17 protein-coding genes are annotated in these 19,287 nt (G+C 72.0%); 7 read left to right on the forward strand and 10 right to left on the reverse strand.

From position 1 onward, the window contains the following. Nucleotides 1-115 precede the first annotated feature (115 nt). The 3 genes from HRF36_RS09685 to HRF36_RS09695 form a co-directional block, all read right to left on the reverse strand. Nucleotides 116-1,123 (reverse strand): NADP-dependent oxidoreductase, encoded by a 1,008-nt coding sequence (locus tag HRF36_RS09685; RefSeq protein ID WP_173209265.1) that lies wholly within the window; start codon nucleotides 1,121-1,123, stop codon nucleotides 116-118. Between the two features lie 152 nt (nucleotides 1,124-1,275). Next, a complete protein-coding gene (locus tag HRF36_RS09690) occupies nucleotides 1,276-2,178 on the reverse strand; it encodes a neutral zinc metallopeptidase (RefSeq protein ID WP_173209267.1) in 903 nt (300 codons plus the stop codon). Between the two features lie 27 nt (nucleotides 2,179-2,205). Next, nucleotides 2,206-2,643 (reverse strand): DUF5997 family protein, encoded by a 438-nt coding sequence (locus HRF36_RS09695; protein ID WP_043597192.1) that lies wholly within the window; start codon nucleotides 2,641-2,643, stop codon nucleotides 2,206-2,208. Nucleotides 2,644-2,676: 33 nt separating this feature from the next. On the opposite strand from HRF36_RS09695, the gene HRF36_RS09700 reads away from it, so the two are divergent. From HRF36_RS09700 to HRF36_RS09720, 5 genes are all read left to right on the forward strand, one after another. Further along, nucleotides 2,677-3,402: a LysR substrate-binding domain-containing protein gene (locus tag HRF36_RS09700; protein WP_173209269.1), complete on the forward strand. Its 726-nt coding sequence runs from the start codon at nucleotides 2,677-2,679 to the stop codon at nucleotides 3,400-3,402. A 54-nt stretch (nucleotides 3,403-3,456) separates the two neighbouring features. Further along, nucleotides 3,457-4,221, forward strand: a complete 765-nt coding sequence (locus tag HRF36_RS09705; protein ID WP_173209271.1) for an SDR family oxidoreductase — start codon at nucleotides 3,457-3,459, stop codon at nucleotides 4,219-4,221. A 52-nt stretch (nucleotides 4,222-4,273) separates the two neighbouring features. Then, nucleotides 4,274-4,588 (forward strand): YdeI/OmpD-associated family protein, encoded by a 315-nt coding sequence (locus HRF36_RS09710; protein WP_173209273.1) that lies wholly within the window; start codon nucleotides 4,274-4,276, stop codon nucleotides 4,586-4,588. 119 nt (nucleotides 4,589-4,707) lie between these two features. Further along, nucleotides 4,708-4,917 (forward strand): DUF2945 domain-containing protein, encoded by a 210-nt coding sequence (locus tag HRF36_RS09715; protein ID WP_173209274.1) that lies wholly within the window; start codon nucleotides 4,708-4,710, stop codon nucleotides 4,915-4,917. Between the two features lie 49 nt (nucleotides 4,918-4,966). Beyond that, nucleotides 4,967-5,203, forward strand: a complete 237-nt coding sequence (locus HRF36_RS09720; protein ID WP_173209276.1) for a hypothetical protein — start codon at nucleotides 4,967-4,969, stop codon at nucleotides 5,201-5,203. Here the strand turns inward: HRF36_RS09720 and HRF36_RS09725 are convergent. Continuing rightward, complete coding sequence (locus HRF36_RS09725) at nucleotides 5,196-6,443, reverse strand: MFS transporter (protein WP_173209278.1); 1,248 nt, start codon at nucleotides 6,441-6,443, stop codon at nucleotides 5,196-5,198. The two genes, HRF36_RS09720 and HRF36_RS09725, sit on opposite strands and share 8 nt — an antisense overlap. An 87-nt stretch (nucleotides 6,444-6,530) precedes the next feature. Here HRF36_RS09725 and HRF36_RS09730 point away from each other — a divergent pair, with 87 nt between their 5' ends. Then, nucleotides 6,531-7,223 (forward strand): TetR/AcrR family transcriptional regulator, encoded by a 693-nt coding sequence (locus HRF36_RS09730; RefSeq protein ID WP_173209280.1) that lies wholly within the window; start codon nucleotides 6,531-6,533, stop codon nucleotides 7,221-7,223. A gap of 36 nt (nucleotides 7,224-7,259) precedes the next feature. Here the strand turns inward: HRF36_RS09730 and HRF36_RS09735 are convergent, their stop codons facing one another. From HRF36_RS09735 to HRF36_RS09745, 3 genes are all read right to left on the reverse strand, one after another. Continuing rightward, nucleotides 7,260-8,579 (reverse strand): MFS transporter, encoded by a 1,320-nt coding sequence (locus tag HRF36_RS09735; RefSeq protein ID WP_173209282.1) that lies wholly within the window; start codon nucleotides 8,577-8,579, stop codon nucleotides 7,260-7,262. Between the two features lie 182 nt (nucleotides 8,580-8,761). After that, nucleotides 8,762-9,553: an ABC transporter permease gene (locus HRF36_RS09740; protein WP_371740140.1), complete on the reverse strand. Its 792-nt coding sequence runs from the start codon at nucleotides 9,551-9,553 to the stop codon at nucleotides 8,762-8,764. 59 nt (nucleotides 9,554-9,612) lie between these two features. Then, entirely contained in the window at nucleotides 9,613-10,662 is a 1,050-nt protein-coding gene (locus HRF36_RS09745; RefSeq protein ID WP_173209286.1) for an ATP-binding cassette domain-containing protein, read from the reverse strand. 207 nt (nucleotides 10,663-10,869) lie between these two features. On the opposite strand from HRF36_RS09745, the gene HRF36_RS09750 reads away from it, so the two are divergent. Further along, a complete protein-coding gene (locus tag HRF36_RS09750; RefSeq protein WP_173209288.1) occupies nucleotides 10,870-14,370 on the forward strand; it encodes a bifunctional proline dehydrogenase/L-glutamate gamma-semialdehyde dehydrogenase in 3,501 nt (1,166 codons plus the stop codon). A 78-nt stretch (nucleotides 14,371-14,448) separates the two neighbouring features. Here the strand turns inward: HRF36_RS09750 and HRF36_RS09755 are convergent, their stop codons facing one another. The 3 genes from HRF36_RS09755 to HRF36_RS09765 are packed head-to-tail and all read right to left on the reverse strand — an operon-like array spanning nucleotide 14,449 to nucleotide 19,186. Further along, nucleotides 14,449-15,432, reverse strand: a complete 984-nt coding sequence (locus HRF36_RS09755) for an NAD-dependent epimerase/dehydratase family protein (protein WP_173209290.1) — start codon at nucleotides 15,430-15,432, stop codon at nucleotides 14,449-14,451. Then, complete coding sequence (locus HRF36_RS09760; RefSeq protein ID WP_371740104.1) at nucleotides 15,429-18,167, reverse strand: alpha/beta fold hydrolase; 2,739 nt, start codon at nucleotides 18,165-18,167, stop codon at nucleotides 15,429-15,431. Before HRF36_RS09760 ends, HRF36_RS09755 begins: the two co-directional genes overlap by 4 nt. Then, nucleotides 18,164-19,186: a 3-oxoacyl-ACP synthase III gene (locus tag HRF36_RS09765; RefSeq protein ID WP_254281171.1), complete on the reverse strand. Its 1,023-nt coding sequence runs from the start codon at nucleotides 19,184-19,186 to the stop codon at nucleotides 18,164-18,166. Before HRF36_RS09765 ends, HRF36_RS09760 begins: the two co-directional genes overlap by 4 nt. Nucleotides 19,187-19,287: the final 101 nt, after the last annotated feature.

Consider the following 19,287-nt stretch of genomic DNA (forward strand, 5'->3'; position numbering starts at 1 on the left):
GGCCCGCGCCTCCTGCGTCCTGCCCTGCCGAGAACGCCGCCGAATGGACAGGACACCGCGGAGTGCGGCGGCGTCCTGTCCACTCGGCGGTGTGTCCGCGAGCCGTCGGCGGGGCTCAGCCGAGCGACTCGGCGACCGCCCGCGCCTTGGCCGAGAGGTACCAGTGCGACCGCGCGCCGGTCTCGACCGGCTGCATGCCCACGACGACCTTGCCGCGCGAGTGCTGCTCGGCGAGGTCCTCGAACGCCTGGGCGATGTAGTCGAACGGGTAGAAGCCCGAGACGAGCACGCGGAGCTTGTTCTCGGCGATGAGCTTCGCGAGGGCCGACAGGATCATCGCGGGTTCGGTGTCGTCGCGTTCGGCGCCGATGAAGCGGATCTCGCGTTCGAGGCGGTCCTCGCTCGAGCTGAACCGCGCGGGCAGCACACCGAGGTCGGCGCTGAGCGCCGGGTTGTCACCGCCGAAGTTGTCGATGAACGCCGTCACGTGGCGATCGGTTCCGGCGGCCTTGTCGATGCGCTCGCGCAGGCCGTCGCCGTAGTCCACGGGCACGACACCGATCGAGCGCAGGTAGTCGTGGTTGCCCGGGCTGCAGGTGCCGATCACCTTGGCGCCGAGCTGCAGGGCGAGCTGGCACTCGATGTGTCCCACGCCGCCCGCGGCGGCCGTGATGACCACGACGTCGTCGGGCCCGAGGTGCAGGCCGCGGACCGTGTCGTACGCCGTGGCCCCGGCGAGGTACAACCCCCCGGCGACCTCCCACGGGACGTGCTGCGGCTTCGGCACCACGGCGCTCGCCGGGACCGCGATGTAGGTGGCGTGCGCGCCACCACCGACCGCGTGGCCGATCACTTCGGCGCCGACCGAGAAGTTGCGCACGGCGGCGCCCCGCTTCTTGACGATGCCCGCGAAGCAGGACCCCTCGCGGGCCGGGAAGTCGAGCGGCAGCCGGTCGACGAAGTCGCCCTGCCGGATGAAGTTCTCGATGTGGTTGAGACCGGCACAGATCACCTCGACGACGATCTCGTCGTCCGCGGGTGTCGGCAGCGGCTGCTCGACGAAGTGCAGTTGGGCGACGTCCCCGTACCCGTCGAACTCGATGGCCTTGCCCGGTCGTGCCATGACGTACCTCCACTGCGGTCGTCGCGACGACGCCGATGCCGTCGCGAGGGTGACTGCATCTTGCGCCCCCCACGTCACGACCGACCGCAGGGCTCGCTTCGAGTTGCCTGGACGTGCGGGACCGGGTCAGGAGGCGCGGGTCGGCCTCGCGGTCAGAGCTGGTCGGTGGGCACCGAGAACGTGTCGCAGGCCGTCGCGCCCTGGCTGCGTCCGGTCTCGAACCACTTCTGACGCTGCTCGGCCGAGCCGTGCGTCCAGGTGTCGGGGTCGACCTGGCCACCGCCCGCGGACTGGATGCGGTCGTCGCCCACGGCGGCCGCCGCGTCGAGCGCGTCGGCGACCTGCTGCTCGGTGACCGGTTCGAGGAACGTGGTGCCGTCGGCGTCGGCGATCGTCGACGCCGAACCGATCCACGCGCCGGCGTAGCAGTCGGCCTGCACCTCGAGCCGGATCGTGTCGGATCCCGGCCCGGTGTCGCTGCGGTCGGCGCGGTCGAAGGCGCCGGTCAGCTGCTGGACGTGGTGACCCCACTCGTGGCCCACGACGTACATCTGGGCGAGGGGGCCGCCGCTGGCCCCGAACTGAGACCGCAACTGCTCGAAGAAGTCGGTGTCGACGAAGAGGGCCTCGTCGGGCGGGCAGTAGAACGGCCCGGTGGCGCTCGTCGCCCCACCGCACCCGGTGTCTGTCGACCCGCTGAAGAGGAAGAAGTCAGGGGTGCGGTAGTCGGTGACGCCCAGGGCCGGGGCCTCGGTGCCCCAGTACGTGTCGAGCGACGTCGCGGCGCCCACCATGCGGCAGTCGATGCTCTCGTTGGCCTGGGCACCCGTCGTGCACTCGGACGAGAGGTCGCTGCCGTCGAGGGGCTGCGCGGCCCCCGAGCCCGTTCCTCCGCCGAGCAGCCCCGACACGTCGACCCCGGTGGCCTGGCTGATGAGGAAGACGGCGATCAGGCCGACGATGCCGATGCCGCCGCCGGCGACACCCACCGTGCGGCCGCGGCCGCGTCGCTTGACCCTGCTGCCGTCGAGGCGCGCGTCGTCGTTGAAGGACATGTCGCCGACGGTAGCGCAGGGCGGGCGTCAGTGCCCTTCGGCGGCTTCTTTCGCCTCGCGCTCTTTGCGGAGGACCTCGCGGCCGGCGTTGCGCTCTTTCACACGGAGCTCTTCTTCGCGGACGTCGGCGTGGATGCCACGCTCGGTGCGCAGCCAGTCGGGCATCTCGTCGAGCAGGGCGTGGATCTCGTCGGTGGTCATGACGTCGTCGACGCCGGCACGGGCGAGGCCGGAGGTCGAGATGCCGAGCTTCTGGGCGACGACGGGCCGCGGGTGCGGGCCGGTGCGACGCAGCTCCGACAGCCACTCGGGCGGGTTCGTGCTGAGCTCGGCGAAGGCCTCGCGCGTGACGGGGGCGGCCTGGAACTCGGCGGGTGTGGCCGGCAGGTACACGCCGAGCTTCTTGGCGGCCGTGAAGGGCTTGAGGGTCTGCGGCTGCTTGCCGGACGGCGCGTCGGAGGTCATCTGCCCAGGGTACCGGCCCGATACCCTCGAGCCATGACGACCGAGCCGACCCGCGCCCCCTTCCGTATCGGGGTCGTGCCCGGCGTGACCCTGTCGAAGTGGTCGAGGCTCTGGGAGGAACGACGCCCCGAGACCCCGCTGGCCTTCGTGCCGCTCGCCGACGCCGACGCGGTGCCCGCTCTCGACGACGACCGGGGCGACGGCCGGGTCGACATGGTCCTGGCCCGCCTGCCGATCGAGGTCAGGGGTTTGTCGGTCATCCGGCTCTACGACGAGCGGGCCGTCGTCGTCGTGCCGAAGGACCACGCCGTCGCCTCTGCCGGCGCCGAGGACGAGGTGGACGCGGTCGTGTTCGCCGACGAACACCGGAACGACCTCGACCCGTCGCTCTCGACGGCCGACGCCGTCGCGGTCGTCGCGACCGGTGCGGGCGTCGCGGTCATGCCGCAGTCCCTCGCCCGCTTGCACGCCCGGAAAGAAGTCACCTACCGCTACGTCGCCGACCTGCCACCGACCACGATCGCGCTCGTCTGGCCCGAGGGCGAGCTCACCGACGACCTCGACGACTTCATCGGCGTCGTCCGGGGCCGCACGGCCCACAGCTCACGATCGAGGAGGCGCGACGAACCCGAGCAGGCGGCCACCGGCCGCAAGGGGGCGGCCCCCGACCCGCGCGGCGCCAAGCCCCAGCGCACGCCCCCGAAGGGCCGGGGACCGCAGCGCGGCACGGGCCGCAGCCGACCGCGCCGCGGGCGCTGATCCCTCTCGCGCCGACCGGTCTGACAAGCTGAGCGGGTGACGAAGGAGACCCGCATGTCGAAGAAGATCTGTCTGCTCACCGGCGCCGGCCGCGTGAACTCGATCGCGAACGGAATCGCCCACGAGCTCGCCGCCGACGGGTGGGACCTCGCCCTCACCACCTGGGACGGTTACGACGCCTCGATGCCCTGGGGTCTGAAGGCCGTCGACGTGGGGTCGCTCGTCGCCGACCTCGAGGCCGCGGGCGCGCGCGTGGTCGTGTACCCGGCGGATCTGGCGGACCCGGGGACTCCCGCGCGCCTCCTCGGAGCGGTAAACGACGACCTCGGACCGGCGACGGCGCTCGTGCTCTCGCACTCCCACAGCGTCGACTCGTCGATCCTCGACACCACGCTCGAGAGCTGGGACGCTCACTACGCCGTCAACGTGCGGGCGGCGTGGCTCGCGATCAAGGCGTTCGCCGAGCAGCTCCCCCCGGTCGACCGGCTCGACGACGGGGCCCGCGTCGTCGCCCTCACCAGCGACCACGTCGTGCACAACCTGCCGTACGGGTCGAGCAAGGGCGCCCTGGACCGGCTCGTCATCGCGGCGGCGCGCGAGCTCGGGCACCTGGGTGTCTCGTCGAACGCCCTGAACCCCGGCCCGATCGACACGGGGTGGATGGACGACGAGATCCGGGCCAGCGGCACCGAGCGGCAACCGACCGGCCGGCTCGGCGAGCCGATCGACATCGCCCGCGTCGTGCGGTTCCTGCTGTCGCGTGAGGGGCGCTGGATCTCGGGGCAGCTGATCAAGGCCGACGGCGGCTTCTCGGTCTGAGCACGACCGCCGTGCGGTGGTGCCGCGGGCGTCGACTGGCTAACCTCCGGTCATGACCGAACCCGTGACCTTCCGCACCGTGATCGCCGAGGCACGGACGAACGCGACGGGCATCGTCGTCCCGCCCGAGGTCGTGGACGCCTTGGCATCGGGCAAGAAGCCTGCGGTTCTCGTCACGGTCGAGGGGTACACGTACCGCGGCACGGTCGCGAGCATGGGTGGGCGGTACCTCGTCCCGGCCCGCGCTTCCTACGAGGCCCTGTCGTACAGCCGGCAACGCGCGCTGGTCGAGCCGATCGGGGCGGCGAAGACGCCCGAGACACGTGCCCGACGGCTCGCCGCCGTGCTCGCCTCCCTCACCGGCTGAGCGAGCGGGCCCTGTACCCCTCGACGCTGGGTGAGGCGTCGGCGCGGGCGGCGTAGCGTCCACGCCACCACCGCGCGGCACGGACGCCGACGGACGGATCGACACACCAAGGAGGCGCGATGTCGTTCAGCAAGGGAGACCACGTCACCTGGAACACCCCCCAGGGCGAGACCCACGGCACGGTTGTGGAGAAACGCGTGAAGGAGTTCCAGCTCGACGGGCAGAAGTTCAAGGCCTCGGAGGACGAGCCCTACTTCGTCGTCGAGAGCGACAAGAGCGGGGCGAAAGCCGCCCACAAGGGGTCGTCACTGAGCCCGAAGAAGAAGTAGCAGCAGCCGCACCCCACCCACCACCGCCCCACCCCACGAGGAGAAGACCATGGCCGACCTGAACGACGTGCGCTGGAACGACGAGGCCCGCGACAAGATCTTGACCGACGCCGACAAGGTGCTGCGCGACGCCGTCCGTGACGCCGCTGCCGCCCACTCGGGAGAGTCGTGGGAGGAGTCTTTCAAGGCGATCAACGACGCCGTCAAGGACCGCTTCATCGACTACGAGCCCGGTCCGGACGTCCGCAAGTACGCCGAAGCGATCGAGCGCGGCGACTTCAGCTGAGACGTGCCCCCTGGCCGGCGTCGACCCGTCGCACCCGTGAGCTGAGCGCCACGGCCACCGCGACGGCGACCACGAGGCCGGCCAGGGCGGCGAGGGTCGCCGGGGTGCCGATCAGTTCGGTGAGCGGCCCGACGACGACCTCGCCGACCGGCACGCCGGCCAGCGAGGCCAGAGTCAGACACGAGAAGACGCGACCCAGGTAGACCCCCGGCACCTGCCGCTGCACGACGACGTCCAGCGGCACCGTGAAGACCTCGAGTCCGACGCTCGCCGCGAAGAGGCCGAGGCTGATCCAGAAGAACCAGTGCAGCGGGTCGAACACCACCGGGTCGGTGCCGTAGGCGAACGACAACAGCACGAGCGGCAGGGCGAGCGCGGTCGCTCCGAGGCAGGCGGCCCAGAGGCGGAGTCGTCCTCGGAGCGCGCCGGCCCAGAAGGCGCCGACGATCAGACCGAGGGTCTGCACGGCACCCGCGAAGCCCCAGAGCAGACGACCGAACGACTGGTCCGCCACGAGCGGTCCGACCACCTGCACCCCGCCGGCGAAGGCGAACTGGAACGTGAACGCCAGGGCGGCGGTCGCGACGAGCCACCGGGTGCGCCAGACGAAGCCGAGCCCGCTGCCGAGGTCGCTGAGCACCGACGTCCCTCCCGAGGCACGGGCCCCGTCGCGGGGCAATCCGACGAACACCACGGCAGCGATCGCGAAGACGGCCGCCCCGACGGCCAGGGCCGGCCCGGAACCCGCAGTCGCCACCACGGCACCGCCCACGGCCGTGCCGATCACCAGCCCGACGTTCATGCCGACCCGGCTGAGCACCGTCGCGTCCCGCAGCAGGTCGTCGGGCACGGTCTCGCGCAGCAGGGCGCTCGTCGCGGGTCCGAAGAAGGCGGCTGCGGCACCGTTCACGACACCGACCGCCGCGAGGGTGGGCAAGGTCTCGGTCTGCGTCAGCATCAGAGCAGCCGCCACGACGAGCGACGCCGCCGACAGCCACGACGAGGCGATCGCGACCGTGCGCTTCGAGAAGCGGTCCGCCAGGGCCCCGCCCACGAGGACCAGGGCGATGTTGGGCACCGACCGGGCGACGACGACGAGCCCGAGGTCGACGGCGTCGGCACCCAGGTCGATGGCCGCGAAGACGATGGCCAGAGGCGCGAAGCCGTTGCCCACCCACGAGAACAGGCGCCCGACCCAGAGGGCCCGGAAGGCAGGCGTTCTCAGCAGCGACCACGGCACCGCTGAACTCTATGCCGACGCACCGGGTCCGGACCCCTCGTCCTGAGTCGTCGTCATCCCGGTCGGCGACGACCTAGGCTGACCCCGATGGACGCCCCCGAGCCCGACACGACCCGCGCCGACGTCACCGACGTCACGCCGGTCGGCACGGTGCGCGAGCCCGGACGGTACCGCAAGGGCATCGCCAAGCGCGAGGCGATCCTCGACGCGGCCCTGCCGGTGTTCGGCACGGTCGGGTTCCACGGTGCCACCCTGCGCGAGATCGCCCGGCGATGCGGTGTCTCGCACCAGTCGCTCATGCACTACTTCCCGACGAAGGACGAGCTGCTGATGGCCGTGCTGCGCCGCCGCGACGAGCGGCTGCGACGGCACTTCGACGACGACGGAGGCATGCGGGTCGACGAGCTGGTCGCGCTCGCCGAGTACAACGTCGACGTGCCGGTGGTCATCTCGCTGTTCATCACGGCCTCGGCCGAGGCCACCTCACCCGACCACCCGGCGCATGACTACTACGCCGACTACTACGAGCGCATCGTCTCGTCGACCTCCGCCTACCTCGGACTCGCCCAGGCTCGCGGGTGGTTGCGCGACGGGTACACCGCCGAATCGGCCGCCCGTGTCGTGCTCGCCGTGCAGGACGGCCTCCAGCTGCAGTGGTTGTACGAACGCGACGCCGTCGACGTCCCGGCCCTGATGCGCCTCGTGATCGAAAGCGTCCTCACGGTGCCGACGGGCGAACTCGACGCCGCCGTGCGCGAGGCGGCCGGGCACGCGGGCTGACCGCGCCTCCTGTCGTGCCTCGGGTGCCGGGCCGTGTCATCGGACCGATCTGATGAATTGGTTGATCACGGCACCGACGATGCTGACGATCGCGCCGCCGATGAACAGTGCCGAATAGTTGTCGCCGCTCGCGCCGATCGCGAGGAGGAGCGGCGCGACGGCGGGGACCAGGGTCTGGGGCAGCACGTTCGCCAGGTGCAGCAGGCCCATGTCTTTGCCGACCGTCGCTCGGGACGGCAGGACCTCGGCGATGACGGCCTGGTCGACGGCCAGGTAGACCCCGTTGGCGAGGCCGGCGATCGCGATCGCGACGACGAACATGGCGAAGTCGTCCGCCAGGGCCGCGAGGACATGCGACAGGGCGACGATGGTGGCGCTGATCAGGACGAAGATCTTTCGCCGCTGGAGGTGGTCGGAGATCCGCCCGACGACGATGCTGGTCGCGACGGTGCAGACGGTGAGCGTCAGGGTCACCTGGAGGACGGCGGTCCCGATGTCCGCTCGCGTGTACCCGAACCGGTCGATGAGGAAGAACACCTGGTAGCTGGCCAGCGTGACGTTGCCGAAGGTGACCATGAAGCGGGACACCCACGCGAGGGTGAAGTCAGGCGCCTGTCGTGGGTTCCTCCAGAACCCCTTGACGAAGGTCAACAGGTGGAACGGCGGCACCTCGACGCGCGTCTGCGTCCGGTCGCCGAGGACGAAGAGCAGGATCACGATGCTGACCACGACGAACGCGCCGGGCACCAGGATCGCCATCGTCACGTCCGGCAGGAACACGTGCACGAGGTAGGCCCCACTCACGGTGGCCAGGCTCTGGGTGATGCCGACCCAGCCCGAGACGCGACCGAGCTGGCGCCGAGGTACCTGGTCCGGGATCACCGGGTTCAGTCCGGCCAGGAGCACGTTGAACGTCAGTTGCGTCAGGCTCCATGCCAGCACGAGGAGCGGCACGGTGTCGGCGCCCGACAGCAGGAACAAGCTCAGGACGCCGGTGACCATCCCGCCGAGGAGCCACGGGCGACGCATGCCGAAACGGCCGACGGTGCGGTCGCTGAGCGCCCCGAAGACGTACTGCGCGATCAACGCGATGAAGGAGCCCACGCCGAGAACGAGCGACAGGGTGGCGGCCTTACCGTCCGGGTCGATCTGATCGACCTTGAGAGCGAGCGTGATCTGCGTCGCCGGCAGGAGGGCGAACCACGTGCCGAAGAACGCGAAGACGAGCGAGGCCTGTAACCGGAACCCGGTCGGAGGGAGCGTGTCCAGGCTGCCTGCGACCGGCCTCCCGCTCGAGACGACGGGGGCGGCCTGCCGCTCGGACGGCTGCGATGTCGCGCGATCGGCGGGTGCCATCTCTTCGGTGACCTCTCTCGTCGGTGCACGACGGAACGTGTGGAGCCGACGGCGTCCTGCTCCCTGCCACGCCGCCGGAACCGCCCGGCCCGGTCCTCGTCTCGAAGACAGAGCGCGCCGGGAGTCAGTGGACCAAGCCTGGCACGGGTGGACCCGTCTGTGCGCACCGACGCCGGTGCCCGCTACTTCGCGCTGATGCGCTGGAACTTTCGGATGCAGAGCGGCACGAAGACCACGAGCATCACGGCGATGCCGAGCAGGACGGTGGCGTAGGGGTGCTGCATCGTCCAGATGTCGGGCACCGGGGTGGCGCCCAGGTTGCCGAACGAGGTGCGGGCCGCCTGGACGAGGGACGACACCGGGTTCCACTCGGCGAAGACCCGCAGCACGGTCGGCAGGGTGTCGCTCGGCACGAAGGCGTTCGAGACGAACGTCAACGGGAACAGGATCATGAACGAGGCGTTGTTGATGGTCTCGGGCGTCTTGACGCTCATGCCGAGCAGCGCCATCACCCAGCTGAACGAGTAGCTGAACAGCAGCAGCAGGGCGACCCCACCGACGAACGAGGCCGCCGAGGCGTTGACGCGCCAGCCGACGGCGAGGCCGGTGAGCATCATGATGACCATCGAGATCGTGTTCAGCGCCAGGTCGCTGTTCGTCCGACCGATCAGCACGGCCGACGGGCTCATCGGCAGAGTGCGGAACCGGTCGATGATCCCCTCTTTCAGGTCTTGGGCCATCGCGGCGCCCGAGAACGTCGAGCCGAAGACCACGGTCTGCGCGAAGATGCCCGCCATGAGGAACTGCGTGTAGTCGGTGCCCTGGACGGCGATGGCGCCGCCGTAGACCTGGCTGAACAGCAGCACGAACATGATCGGCTGCAGCACGGCGAAGATCAGCATGTCGGGTGAGCGCTTCACCTTGATCAGGTTGCGCTTGGTCACGGTCCAACCGTCCGAGGCCCAGGTGCCGATGCCCGTGTCGGTCGACGGGACGAGCGTCTGCGCAAGGGCGGAGGTGGTTCCGGTGGTGGTCACGCCCGTGCCTCTCTCTTCTTGGCACCGCGCCGACCACGACCCCGACCGCCGGCCGGGTCGTCCTCGGGGGAGTCGGGGTCGTCTCCCGCCTCGTCGTCCGCCGCACGGTGGCCGGTGAGCTGCAGGAACACGTCGTCGAGGGTGGGGCGTCGCATGCCGGCGTCGTGCAGCTCGATGCCGGCCGCGCCGAGGTCGGCGAGCGTCCGCTGCAGAGCGGTCGGGCCGTCGGTGACCGCGACTTCGAGCTGACGGCCGTCGGCCCCGACGGCCGGCTCGGAGTCGCCGTGCCGCCGGAGCACCTCGACCGCCTGGCCGGCCCGCGCCTCGTCGACGAGGGCGACGACGAGGCGGTGACCGCCGACCTGCGCCTTGAGCTGGTCGGCCGTGCCCTCGGCGATGACGGCCCCGCCGTCGATGACCGAGATGTCGTCGGCCAGCCGGTCCGCCTCTTCGAGGTACTGCGTGGTCAGCAGCACGGTCGTGCCGCCGTCGACGAGCCCGGTGATGATGTCCCACAGGGCGATGCGGCTGCGCGGGTCGAGGCCCGTCGTCGGTTCGTCGAGGAACAGCACGCGCGGGTTCGTCACGAGGGCCCCGGCGAGGTCGATCCGTCGTCGCATGCCGCCCGAGAAGCCCTTGACCGGGCGGTCGCCCGCGGCGGCCAGGTCGAAGACGTCGATCAGCTCTCGGGCGCGGTCCCGGCTGACGCGGCTGCCCAGGTGGTACAGCCGCCCGATCATGTCGAGGTTCTCGAAGCCGGTGAGGTTCTCGTCGACGGCGGCGTACTGCCCCGAGACCCCGATCGAGCGGCGCACCGCCTGGGCGTCCGCGACGACGTCGAGCCCGGCGATCGTGGCCACGCCGGCGTCGGGCCGTTCGAGCGTGGTGAGCATCTTCACCCCGGTCGTCTTGCCGGCGCCGTTCGGGCCCAGCAGGGCCTTGACCGTGCCCTCGGGCACCGTGAGGTCGAGACCGGTCAACGCACGGACCGGCCCCGACTTCGACCGGTAGGTCTTGGTCAGGCCACGTGCTTCGATCATCGCCATGCGTGCTCCCGTGGTGTGGGTGGCCCGCCAACGCGCAGACGGGTCGGTCTCAGCGGGCGCTCCGCGCCGCCTGGACGCGCCCAAGGTAGCGCTGTCCGGCCCCGGCCGCCAGTGCCGATCGACACCCTGTCGACGAGGAGGCGCGGCGCACGTTACGGTCTCGTGTCAAACCTTGCCAGGTGGCAAGTTCCGCCCTACATTCATCCCATGACCACCATCGACGAGACGGCGGGGCCGTCCACCGCTGAACAGCTCCTGCCCGTCGGCATCGGCGACGACGCCGTCGCCCTGGCCCGCCGCTGGGCGCACGAGGCGTCCGGCGCACCGAGCACGGGGTCGGCCCACCTGCTCGCCCAGGTGCTGAAGGACGAGTCGGGCCTCGCCTTCACGATCGGCTTCGTCGACCGGGTCGTCCGACCGGAAGACCTCGGGGTGGCCGCCCGCAACCTGTCGGTCCTGGCGAAGCAGGCCCCGGCCTTCCTGCCGTGGCACATGCGCAGCGCGGTCCGCCTCGGCGGCGTGCTGGCGCCCGTGCTGCCCGGCGTCGTCGTGCCGATCGCCCGTCGGGTGCTGCGCGGCATGGTCGGCCACCTCGTCGCCGACGCCCGCCCGGCGAAGCTCGGCGCCGCCATCGCGAAGATCAAGAAGGCCGAGACGCGGCTCAACCTCAACCTGCTCGGTGAGGCCGTGCTGGGCGACGCCGAGGCCGAGCACCGTCTCGCCGGCACCCGGGCGCTGCTCTCTCGCGACGACGTCGACTACGTGTCGATCAAGGTCTCGTCCATCGTCAGCCAGCTCTCCATGTGGGCGTTCGACGAGACCGTCGAGCGCGTCGTCGAGAAGCTCACGCCGTTGTACGAGCTCGCCGAACGCTCGCCGAAGCCGAAGTTCATCAACCTCGACATGGAGGAGTACCGCGACCTCGACCTCACGATCGCGGTCTTCACGCGCCTCCTCGACCAGCCGCAGCTGAAGGGCCTCGAGGCCGGCATCGTGCTGCAGACCTACCTGCCCGACGCCCTCGGCGCCCTGCAGCACCTCACCACCTGGGCGACCGAGCGGGTCGACGCCGGCGGGGCCGCGATCAAGGTGCGCATCGTCAAGGGCGCCAACCTCGCGATGGAGACCGTCGACGCCACCGTGCACGAGTGGCCCCTCGCCACCTACGGCACCAAGCAGGACAGCGACACGAACTACAAGCGCGTGCTCACCTGGGCGTTCACGCCTGAGCGCACTCGTGCCGTACGGATCGGCGTCGCCGGTCACAACCTCTTCGACATCGCCTTCGCCCACCTGCTGGCCGAGGCCCGGGGCGTGAGCGACCGGGTCGAATTCGAGATGCTGCTCGGCATGGCCGAGGGGCAGGCCGAGCTGGTCAAGGCCGATGTCGGCGGGCTGCTGCTCTACACGCCCGTCGTGCACCCCCGCGAGTTCGACGTCGCCATCAGCTACCTGATCCGCCGCCTCGAAGAGAACGCGTCGAGCGAGAACTTCATGTCCGCCGTCTTCGAACTCGCCTCGAACGAGGCCATGTTCGAACGCGAGAAGGGACGATTCCTCGCCTCGCTCGCCGAGGTCGACGGCGAGACCCCGGCACCGCACCGCGTGCAGAGCCGCCTCGACGCCGCCCAGGCGTTGCAGCCCCGCGCGGCCGGCAGCGGTTTCGACAACGAGCCCGACACCGACCCCGCCCTGGCCGACAACCGTGCCTGGGGCCGCGAGATCGCCGCCCGCTCGGCCGACTCGCGCCTCGGCGTCGAGCTGATCGAGTCCGCCCGGGTGACCGACGAGGCCACGCTCGACGCGATCGTGGCCGAGGCCGTGGCGGCATCCGCCGGCTGGGCGGCCCGCGGAGGCGCGGGTCGGGCCGCGGTCCTGCGCGAAGCCGCGGCCACGCTGTCGGCCCGCCGCGCCGACCTGATGGAGGTCGCGGCGAGCGAGACCGGCAAGACCGTCGCCGAGGGCGACGTCGAGGTCAGCGAGGCGATCGACTTCGCCAACTGGTACGCCCACCTCGCCGAAGAACTCGACCGGGTCGACGGGGCCACCTTCGTGCCCGAGCGGCTGACCCTCGTCACGCCGCCCTGGAACTTCCCCCTGGCGATCCCGGCCGGCTCGACCCTCGCGGCGCTCGCCGCGGGCAGCAGCGTCGTGATCAAGCCGGCGGGCCAGGCCAAGCGCAGCGGTGCTGTCATGGTGCAGGCCCTCTGGGACGCCGGCGTGCCCCGCGAGGTGCTCAAGCTGGTCGACGTCGACGAGGGCGACCTGGGTCGTCACCTGGTGTCGCACCCCTCGGTCGACCGCGTCATCCTCACCGGCGCCTTCGAGACGGCCGCGTTGTTCACCAGCTGGCGCACCGACCTGCCCCTGCTCGCGGAGACCAGCGGCAAGAACGCCATCATCGTCACCCCCAGTGCCGACCTCGACCTGGCCGCGTCCGACGTCATCAAGTCGGCGTTCGGCCACGCGGGCCAGAAGTGCTCGGCGGCGAGCCTGGTGATCCTGGTCGGCTCGGTCGCCACCTCCGAGCGCTTCCGCCGGCAGATCGTCGACGCCGCGTCCACCCTGCGCGTCGGCCTGCCCTCCGACCCCACGACGCAGATGGGCCCGATCGTCGAGCCGGCCCACGGCAAGCTGGAGCGCGCGCTCACCACCCTGGGCGCGGGCGAGACCTGGTTGGTCGAGCCGAAGCAGCTCGACGACACCGGGCGCCTCTGGTCGCCCGGGGTGCGTGCCGGCGTCGCCGCGGGCAGCGAGTTCCACCTCACCGAGTACTTCGGCCCGGTGCTCGGCATCATGACCGCCACGACGCTCGACGAGGCCATCGAGCTGCAGAACGCGACCGACTACGGCTTGACCGCGGGCCTGCACACCCTCGACCCCGCCGAGTTGTCGACCTGGCTCGACCGTGTCGAGGCGGGCAACCTCTACGTCAACCGCGGCATCACCGGGGCGATCGTGCGGCGCCAACCGTTCGGCGGCTGGAAGAAGTCCTCGGTCGGTGCCGGCGCCAAGGCCGGCGGGCCGAACTACCTCGTGCACCTCGGCTCGTGGCAGCCGACGACGATGACCGCACCGCAGGAGGCACGCCCGGGTCGCGAGGCCCTGGCCGCCCTCGACGCCGCGTCGCCGCTGCTCGGGGCGTCGGGTGCGTCGGCTCGCGACGACCTCCGGGCCGCCGCCGCGAGCGACGAGCACTTCTGGGCCACCGAGTTCGGTGTAGCCCGCGACGTCAGCGCGCTCGGTCTCGAACGCGACCTGCTGCGCTACCGTCCCTTGCCCGTCACGGTCCGCGCCGCCGACGGTGCGGCTCCGGCGGACGTGGTCCGCGTGCTGCTCGCCGCCCTGCGCTCGGGCGCGCCGCTCACGGTGTCGTCGTCCCTCGAGTTGCCCGACGCCCTCGTCCGGGTGCTCGGCCTCGCGGTGTCCGACCTCGTGCACGAGGACGACGCCGCCTGGCACGCCCGGGTGCGGGCAGGCCGCTTGACGACCGAGCGCGTGCGCTTGGTGACGGACGCGGGCGACGTGACCGGCGCCTCCTCGGCTCTGTCGGACGCCCTCGGCGGCGACCCGGCGGTGGCCGTGTTCGCGGCTCCCGTCACGCCGACCGGGCGCCTCGAGCTGCTGCCGTTCCTGCGAGAGCAGGCCATCGCCATCACGGCCCACCGGTTCGGCAACCCCGACGCCTGGAGTGCCGCCGTCATCTGACGTGGCGCGAGACGTCACGACATGCCACTCACCTTCGAACGTGAGCGGCACGTCGTGACAGCTCGCGCCCGGCGGGGCTCAGACCGCGGGCTGCCCGGCGGCGTACCAGGCGGTGAGGCGACGCAGGCCCTCGTCGACGCTCACCGCGGGCGTCCAGCGGAGGTCGTGCTGCGTGCGCCGCTGGTCGAACCAGTGCGCGGTGGACAGCTGCTCGGCGAGGAACCTCGTCATGGGGGGCTCGTCGGTGCCCGGTCGCACCGACCAGACCCGCTCGACCAGCGACCCCGCGAGGCGGGCGACCGCGGCCGGCACCCGTGATCGAGGCGCGGGCACCCCGGCGGCAGCACAGATCCCGGCCATCAGGTCGGCGACGGTGCGCGGTTCGCCGTTCGTGATCACGTACGACCGGCCGCTGACCTCGTCCACGCGTTCGAGGGCGGCGGCGATGCCCGACGCCGCGTTGTCCACGTAGGTGGAGTCGATCAGGGCGGCGCCGTGGTCGAGCAGCGGCAGACGCCCGGCGCGGGCACGGTCGACGATGCGTTCGACGAGTTGCGTGTCACCCGGGCCCCAGACGAGGTGCGGGCGGACGGCCACGACCCCCAGCTCGGCCCCGGCCGCCCCGAGGGCGACGCGCTCGGCCGCGGCCTTGGTCCGGGCGTAGTCGCCGCGGGCGTGCCCGGGCGAGGCCGGCAGCGCGTCGTCGCCGACGATCGACGCTCCGGAGTGAGCGACGGAGGGCGACGACACGAAGACCAGCCGCGACACCGAGGAGGCGCGCATCGCCTCGACGAGGGAGCGCGTGCCCCCGACGTTGACGGCCTCGAACTCGGCTGCGTCACCCGTGAGCGACACCTTCGCGGCGAGGTGGACGACGGCGTCCTGGTCGCGGACGGCGGCGGCGACGGCCCGTGGGTTCGTCATCGACCCGAGCACGTCGCGGGCGCCCGGGACGCCCGAGGGGCGGCGTTGGAACGTCGTGACCTCGTGCCCGGACTCGGCGACGGCCCGGGCGACGGAGCCGCCGAGCAACCCGCTCGCGCCGGTGACCAGCACCCTCACGGGCGGCGCATCCGGCCGCCGGACAACACCGACGTCGCCCACGCGGCGAGGCCGGTGCGGTCGATCTTGCTGTTGTGTCGTACGTCGGTCGGCAGCTGCGGCACCACGAGCACGGCGGCCACCGGTCGGCCCGACGCCGTGGCCACGGCCGAGCGGACCGAGGCCGCCAGGGCCGCGGACGCCAGCCCCGGGCGACGAGCCGGGGGGACGGTCTCGGCGACGACGACGACCTGCTGCGTGCCGGCCGGGCCGACGCCGACGACGGCGGCCCGGGCGATGCCGGCCCGCGCCTCCACGGCTTGTTCGGACGCCACGGGCGTCAGCACACCCGTCGCGGTCGTGATCACGTGGGGCAGGCGGCCCTCGACCCAGAGGCGGCCCTGCGCGTCGAGGTGACCGACGTCGCCGGTGCGATGCCAGCGCGTCTCGTTCGTCGAGCCGAGGCGGCTGGCGCGGTGCGTCAGCCAGAGACGGTCGTAGTGGTCCTCGACGTGCGACGCCGAGACGACGATCTCGCCGGTCACCCCCGCGTCGTCGGTGAACGCCGAGGAGGCGCGGCCCGCGTCGTCCAGAGGAGCGATCCGCACCGTCGTGGTCGCGCCGGGCAGCCCCACGCAGACGCCGCCCGCGTCGGGCGCACCCGCGGCGACGGCGGCGTCGCGGTCGGCCGTCGCGGCGCGGACGCCGTCGAGCGTGACGTCGGTCATCAGCAGGCCCTCGGTCATGCCGTAGGGCGTGTGGGGCGTGGCGTTCGGCATCAGGTCGCCGGCCGCGGCCAGCAACGACTCGGAGACCGGCGCGCCCGCCGACAGGAAGGTCTCGACGCCCGACAGCGCGCGGTGGTCGGCGTCGCCGAGTTCGTCGGACGTGGCGACGACGTTGGTCAGCGCAGCGGGGGAGAGGAACACCACGGTGGCGTCGACCGCGGCCGTGGCCGCCGCGACGGCGCGGGCGGTCAGGGTGCGGGGCTTCGTGACGTCCATGTCGGGAGTGACGCTCGTCGCACCGAGGGCCGGCCCGAGCAGGGCGAACGGCGCGAAGCCGGCGACCAGGCCGGTCCCGGGACCGACGCCGTACTGCGTGGCCAGGGCGTCACGCAGGGCGGTCAGCTGGCCGTGGCGGTAGACGACACCCTTGGCGGGGCCCGTCGAGCCCGAGGTGAAGAGGATCGTGGCCTCGGCGTCCGCCGTGGGGGCGTCGGGCAGTTCGGCGAGGGCCTCGTGCGCGCGGCGGCCCAGGGCGGCGATCTCGGGCAGCGACGCCTCGACGCCGAGGGCTCGGGCGGTGATCGGCGACAACGTCGTGGTCGAGATCTTGCGGCCGGGCCATCCGAGGGCGGTCGCGGCCGTGAGCCCGGGCAGCTGGCCGATCACGTGGTCGGGCCAGGCTCCCCGGACGGCGCGGGTCAGGCCGCGCACCCCGAGACCGGCGTCGGCCACGACCACGATCGCACCGATGCGGACGCAGGCGTAGAGCACGGCGGTCAGGTCGGCGCCGGGCTGCACGAGCAGGGACACGCGGTCTCCGGGGTGCACGCCGTGCTTGCGCAGGCCGAGGGCGATCTCGCGCACGCGGCGGGCCAGCAGACTCCAGCTGACCGAACGGGGGCCGTCGGCACCCGCGGGGGCCATCTCGACCAGTGCCGTGGCCGGGCTGTCAGCCAGGGACTCGAGGTACGACCAGAGCGGGCGGTCCTGCCCGGAGGCGTCTCGCGCCTCCTCGGTGCCGGGCGCGTCGGTGGCGACCGCGCCCTCCGGGAGTCGGTCGCCCAGCCAGCTGAGCACGGCCCCGGCGTAGTCGACGTCCTCGGCGACGAGGTGGCCCGCGCCCTCGAAGCGGTGCACGTCGGCATGCGGCAGGCGGTCGACCAGGTCGTCGAGGTACCGGTCGGAGAAGATCGGGTCGCGGGGCCCCCAGAGCATCAGGGCCGGCACGGTGAGTTCGCGCAACCCCGCGGCGATCCGGTCGAGTTCGGGGCTGCTGACGTGCTCGGCGTCGACCGGGATGTCGGCCACGAAGCCGCCGATGCCGCCGCGACGGTCGGCCTGGCGGTACGGGGCACGGAACCCGGCTTTCACCTCGGGCGAGAGTGCGGGGTGGGCGAGGCCCAGGGTCACGTCGAGGAAGCCGGTCGTGCCGACGGTCGCCCGGCCCAGCACACCGCGGGCGAGGGTGAGGCGGAGGGGTGCCGGGATCGTCTCGCCTTCGGGCTGATGGATCGCGGTGTTGAGGAGCACGAGACCGGCGAGCTGGTCGGGGTGGTCGACCGCCCAGCCCATCGAGACGACGCCGCCCCAGTCGTGGCCGAGGGTGACGACGGGTCCGGTGATCTCGAGGGAGGAGGTCAGATCGCCCAGGTCGGCGACGCGGCGGGCCAGCGTCTGCGGGGACCCGGTGCGTTCGGAGAAGCCCATGTCGAGCTGGTCGACGGCGACGACGCGCCAGGCGGGGCCTCCGGCGGCGGCCGCCTCGATCGTGCGGGCGACGAGGCGGCGCCAGAGGTACGACCAGGTCGGGTTGCCGTGCACGCACAGGATGGTGCCCACGGGTTCGGCGCCTAGGGCCGTCAGGGCGTCGCCGTTGTCGAGGACGTGCCAGGTGCGGGAGGCGCGGTGCACGCCGAGACCGTACGGCACGTCGACGAGACGAGACCACGACGGGTCGAGCCCGTCGAGACCCGCGGGGGGACGTGACGCCGGCGCCGTGGCGGAGGCGGACCGCGGGAGCCGACTCACCAGGCGAGTTCCATCATCGCGGTGTTGATGCCCGAGCCCACGCCCATCAGCAGCACGCGGTCGCCCTTGCTGAGGGTCTTGCTCTCTTCGACCAGGGTGATGGGGATCGAGGCCGGGCCCACGTTGCCGAGGGTCGGGTAGGTCAGCGGGACCAGCTTCTTGTCGATGCCGGCGGCCTTGACGAAGGCGCCGGTGTGCACGTCGCTGACCTGGTGCATGATGTATCGGTCCATGCGCTGCCAGTTCCAGTCGCGTTTGGCTTCTTTCCAGGCCGAGACGACGAGTTCCATGCCGCGCTTGAGCAGCGCCTTGGCGTCGGTGAACATGCCGTCGACGCTGCCGACGCACAGGTCGTAGTTCTCGGTGGCGGCCCGGGTGACCCCGCCGACGATGCGGTGGCCCTCGGGGTGCAGGTCGGCCCGGCCGATGACGGCGGCGGCGGCACCCGAGCCCAGGGTCAGGCTGGCGAACTCGCTCATGAAGTCGTCGCGGCCGTAGCCCTTGGTCAGCAGGCGGTCGATGGTGTTGACCTGGACGTCGTCGGCGTCCTCACCGTCGATGATGACGGCGTAGTCGATCTGGCCGGCGTCGATCAGCTGGGCGGCGAGGGTCATGCCGTTGACGAAGCCGAGGCAGGCGTTGGCGATGTCGAAGTTCGTCGCCGACGAGGGCAGGCCGAGGCCGTGGTGCAGCCGGACGGCGACCGAGGGCTCGAGGTGGGGGCGTGTGACGGACGTGTTGATCAGCAGGCCCACCTGGTCGGGGCGGATGCCGGCCTCGGCCAGGGCACGCTTGCCCGCGTCGATGGCCGCCGAGTCGAAGCTCTGCTCGGTGCTCCAGTTGCGGCGCTCGTAGACGCCCGCGACACGCTGCAGCAAGCCCGTGGGCAGCCTCAGGCGCTTGAGCACGGGGCGGAGCTTCTCGTCGATGCTCTCGGAGGTGGTGACCCGGTCGGCCATGGTGCTGGTGACCGACAGCAACGCGACGTTGCTGTGCCGGGTCGTAGCGTTTCCGTTCAACGGAACTCCCTGTCGAGTTGTGGCGGGGCGGGGCTGCACGCGCGCGCGGGGTCGCGAGCGGAGCCGAACGTCGTGGGCACCGGTTCGGTGCATCCGTCAGT

Source organism: Frigoribacterium sp. VKM Ac-2836 (assembly GCF_013248995.1).
Classification (GTDB): Bacteria; Actinomycetota; Actinomycetes; order Actinomycetales; family Microbacteriaceae; genus Frigoribacterium.

Coding starts and splice junctions, on each gene's coding strand:
- HRF36_RS09685 (WP_173209265.1), bottom strand. CDS start 1,123: ATGGCACGACCGGGCAAGGCCATCGAGTTCGACGGGTACGGGGACGTC.
- HRF36_RS09690 (WP_173209267.1), bottom strand. CDS start 2,178: ATGTCCTTCAACGACGACGCGCGCCTCGACGGCAGCAGGGTCAAGCGA.
- HRF36_RS09695 (WP_043597192.1), bottom strand. CDS start 2,643: ATGACCTCCGACGCGCCGTCCGGCAAGCAGCCGCAGACCCTCAAGCCC.
- HRF36_RS09700 (WP_173209269.1), top strand. CDS start 2,677: ATGACGACCGAGCCGACCCGCGCCCCCTTCCGTATCGGGGTCGTGCCC.
- HRF36_RS09705 (WP_173209271.1), top strand. CDS start 3,457: ATGTCGAAGAAGATCTGTCTGCTCACCGGCGCCGGCCGCGTGAACTCG.
- HRF36_RS09710 (WP_173209273.1), top strand. CDS start 4,274: ATGACCGAACCCGTGACCTTCCGCACCGTGATCGCCGAGGCACGGACG.
- HRF36_RS09715 (WP_173209274.1), top strand. CDS start 4,708: ATGTCGTTCAGCAAGGGAGACCACGTCACCTGGAACACCCCCCAGGGC.
- HRF36_RS09720 (WP_173209276.1), top strand. CDS start 4,967: ATGGCCGACCTGAACGACGTGCGCTGGAACGACGAGGCCCGCGACAAG.
- HRF36_RS09730 (WP_173209280.1), top strand. CDS start 6,531: ATGGACGCCCCCGAGCCCGACACGACCCGCGCCGACGTCACCGACGTC.
- HRF36_RS09735 (WP_173209282.1), bottom strand. CDS start 8,579: ATGGCACCCGCCGATCGCGCGACATCGCAGCCGTCCGAGCGGCAGGCC.
- HRF36_RS09745 (WP_173209286.1), bottom strand. CDS start 10,662: ATGGCGATGATCGAAGCACGTGGCCTGACCAAGACCTACCGGTCGAAG.
- HRF36_RS09750 (WP_173209288.1), top strand. CDS start 10,870: ATGACCACCATCGACGAGACGGCGGGGCCGTCCACCGCTGAACAGCTC.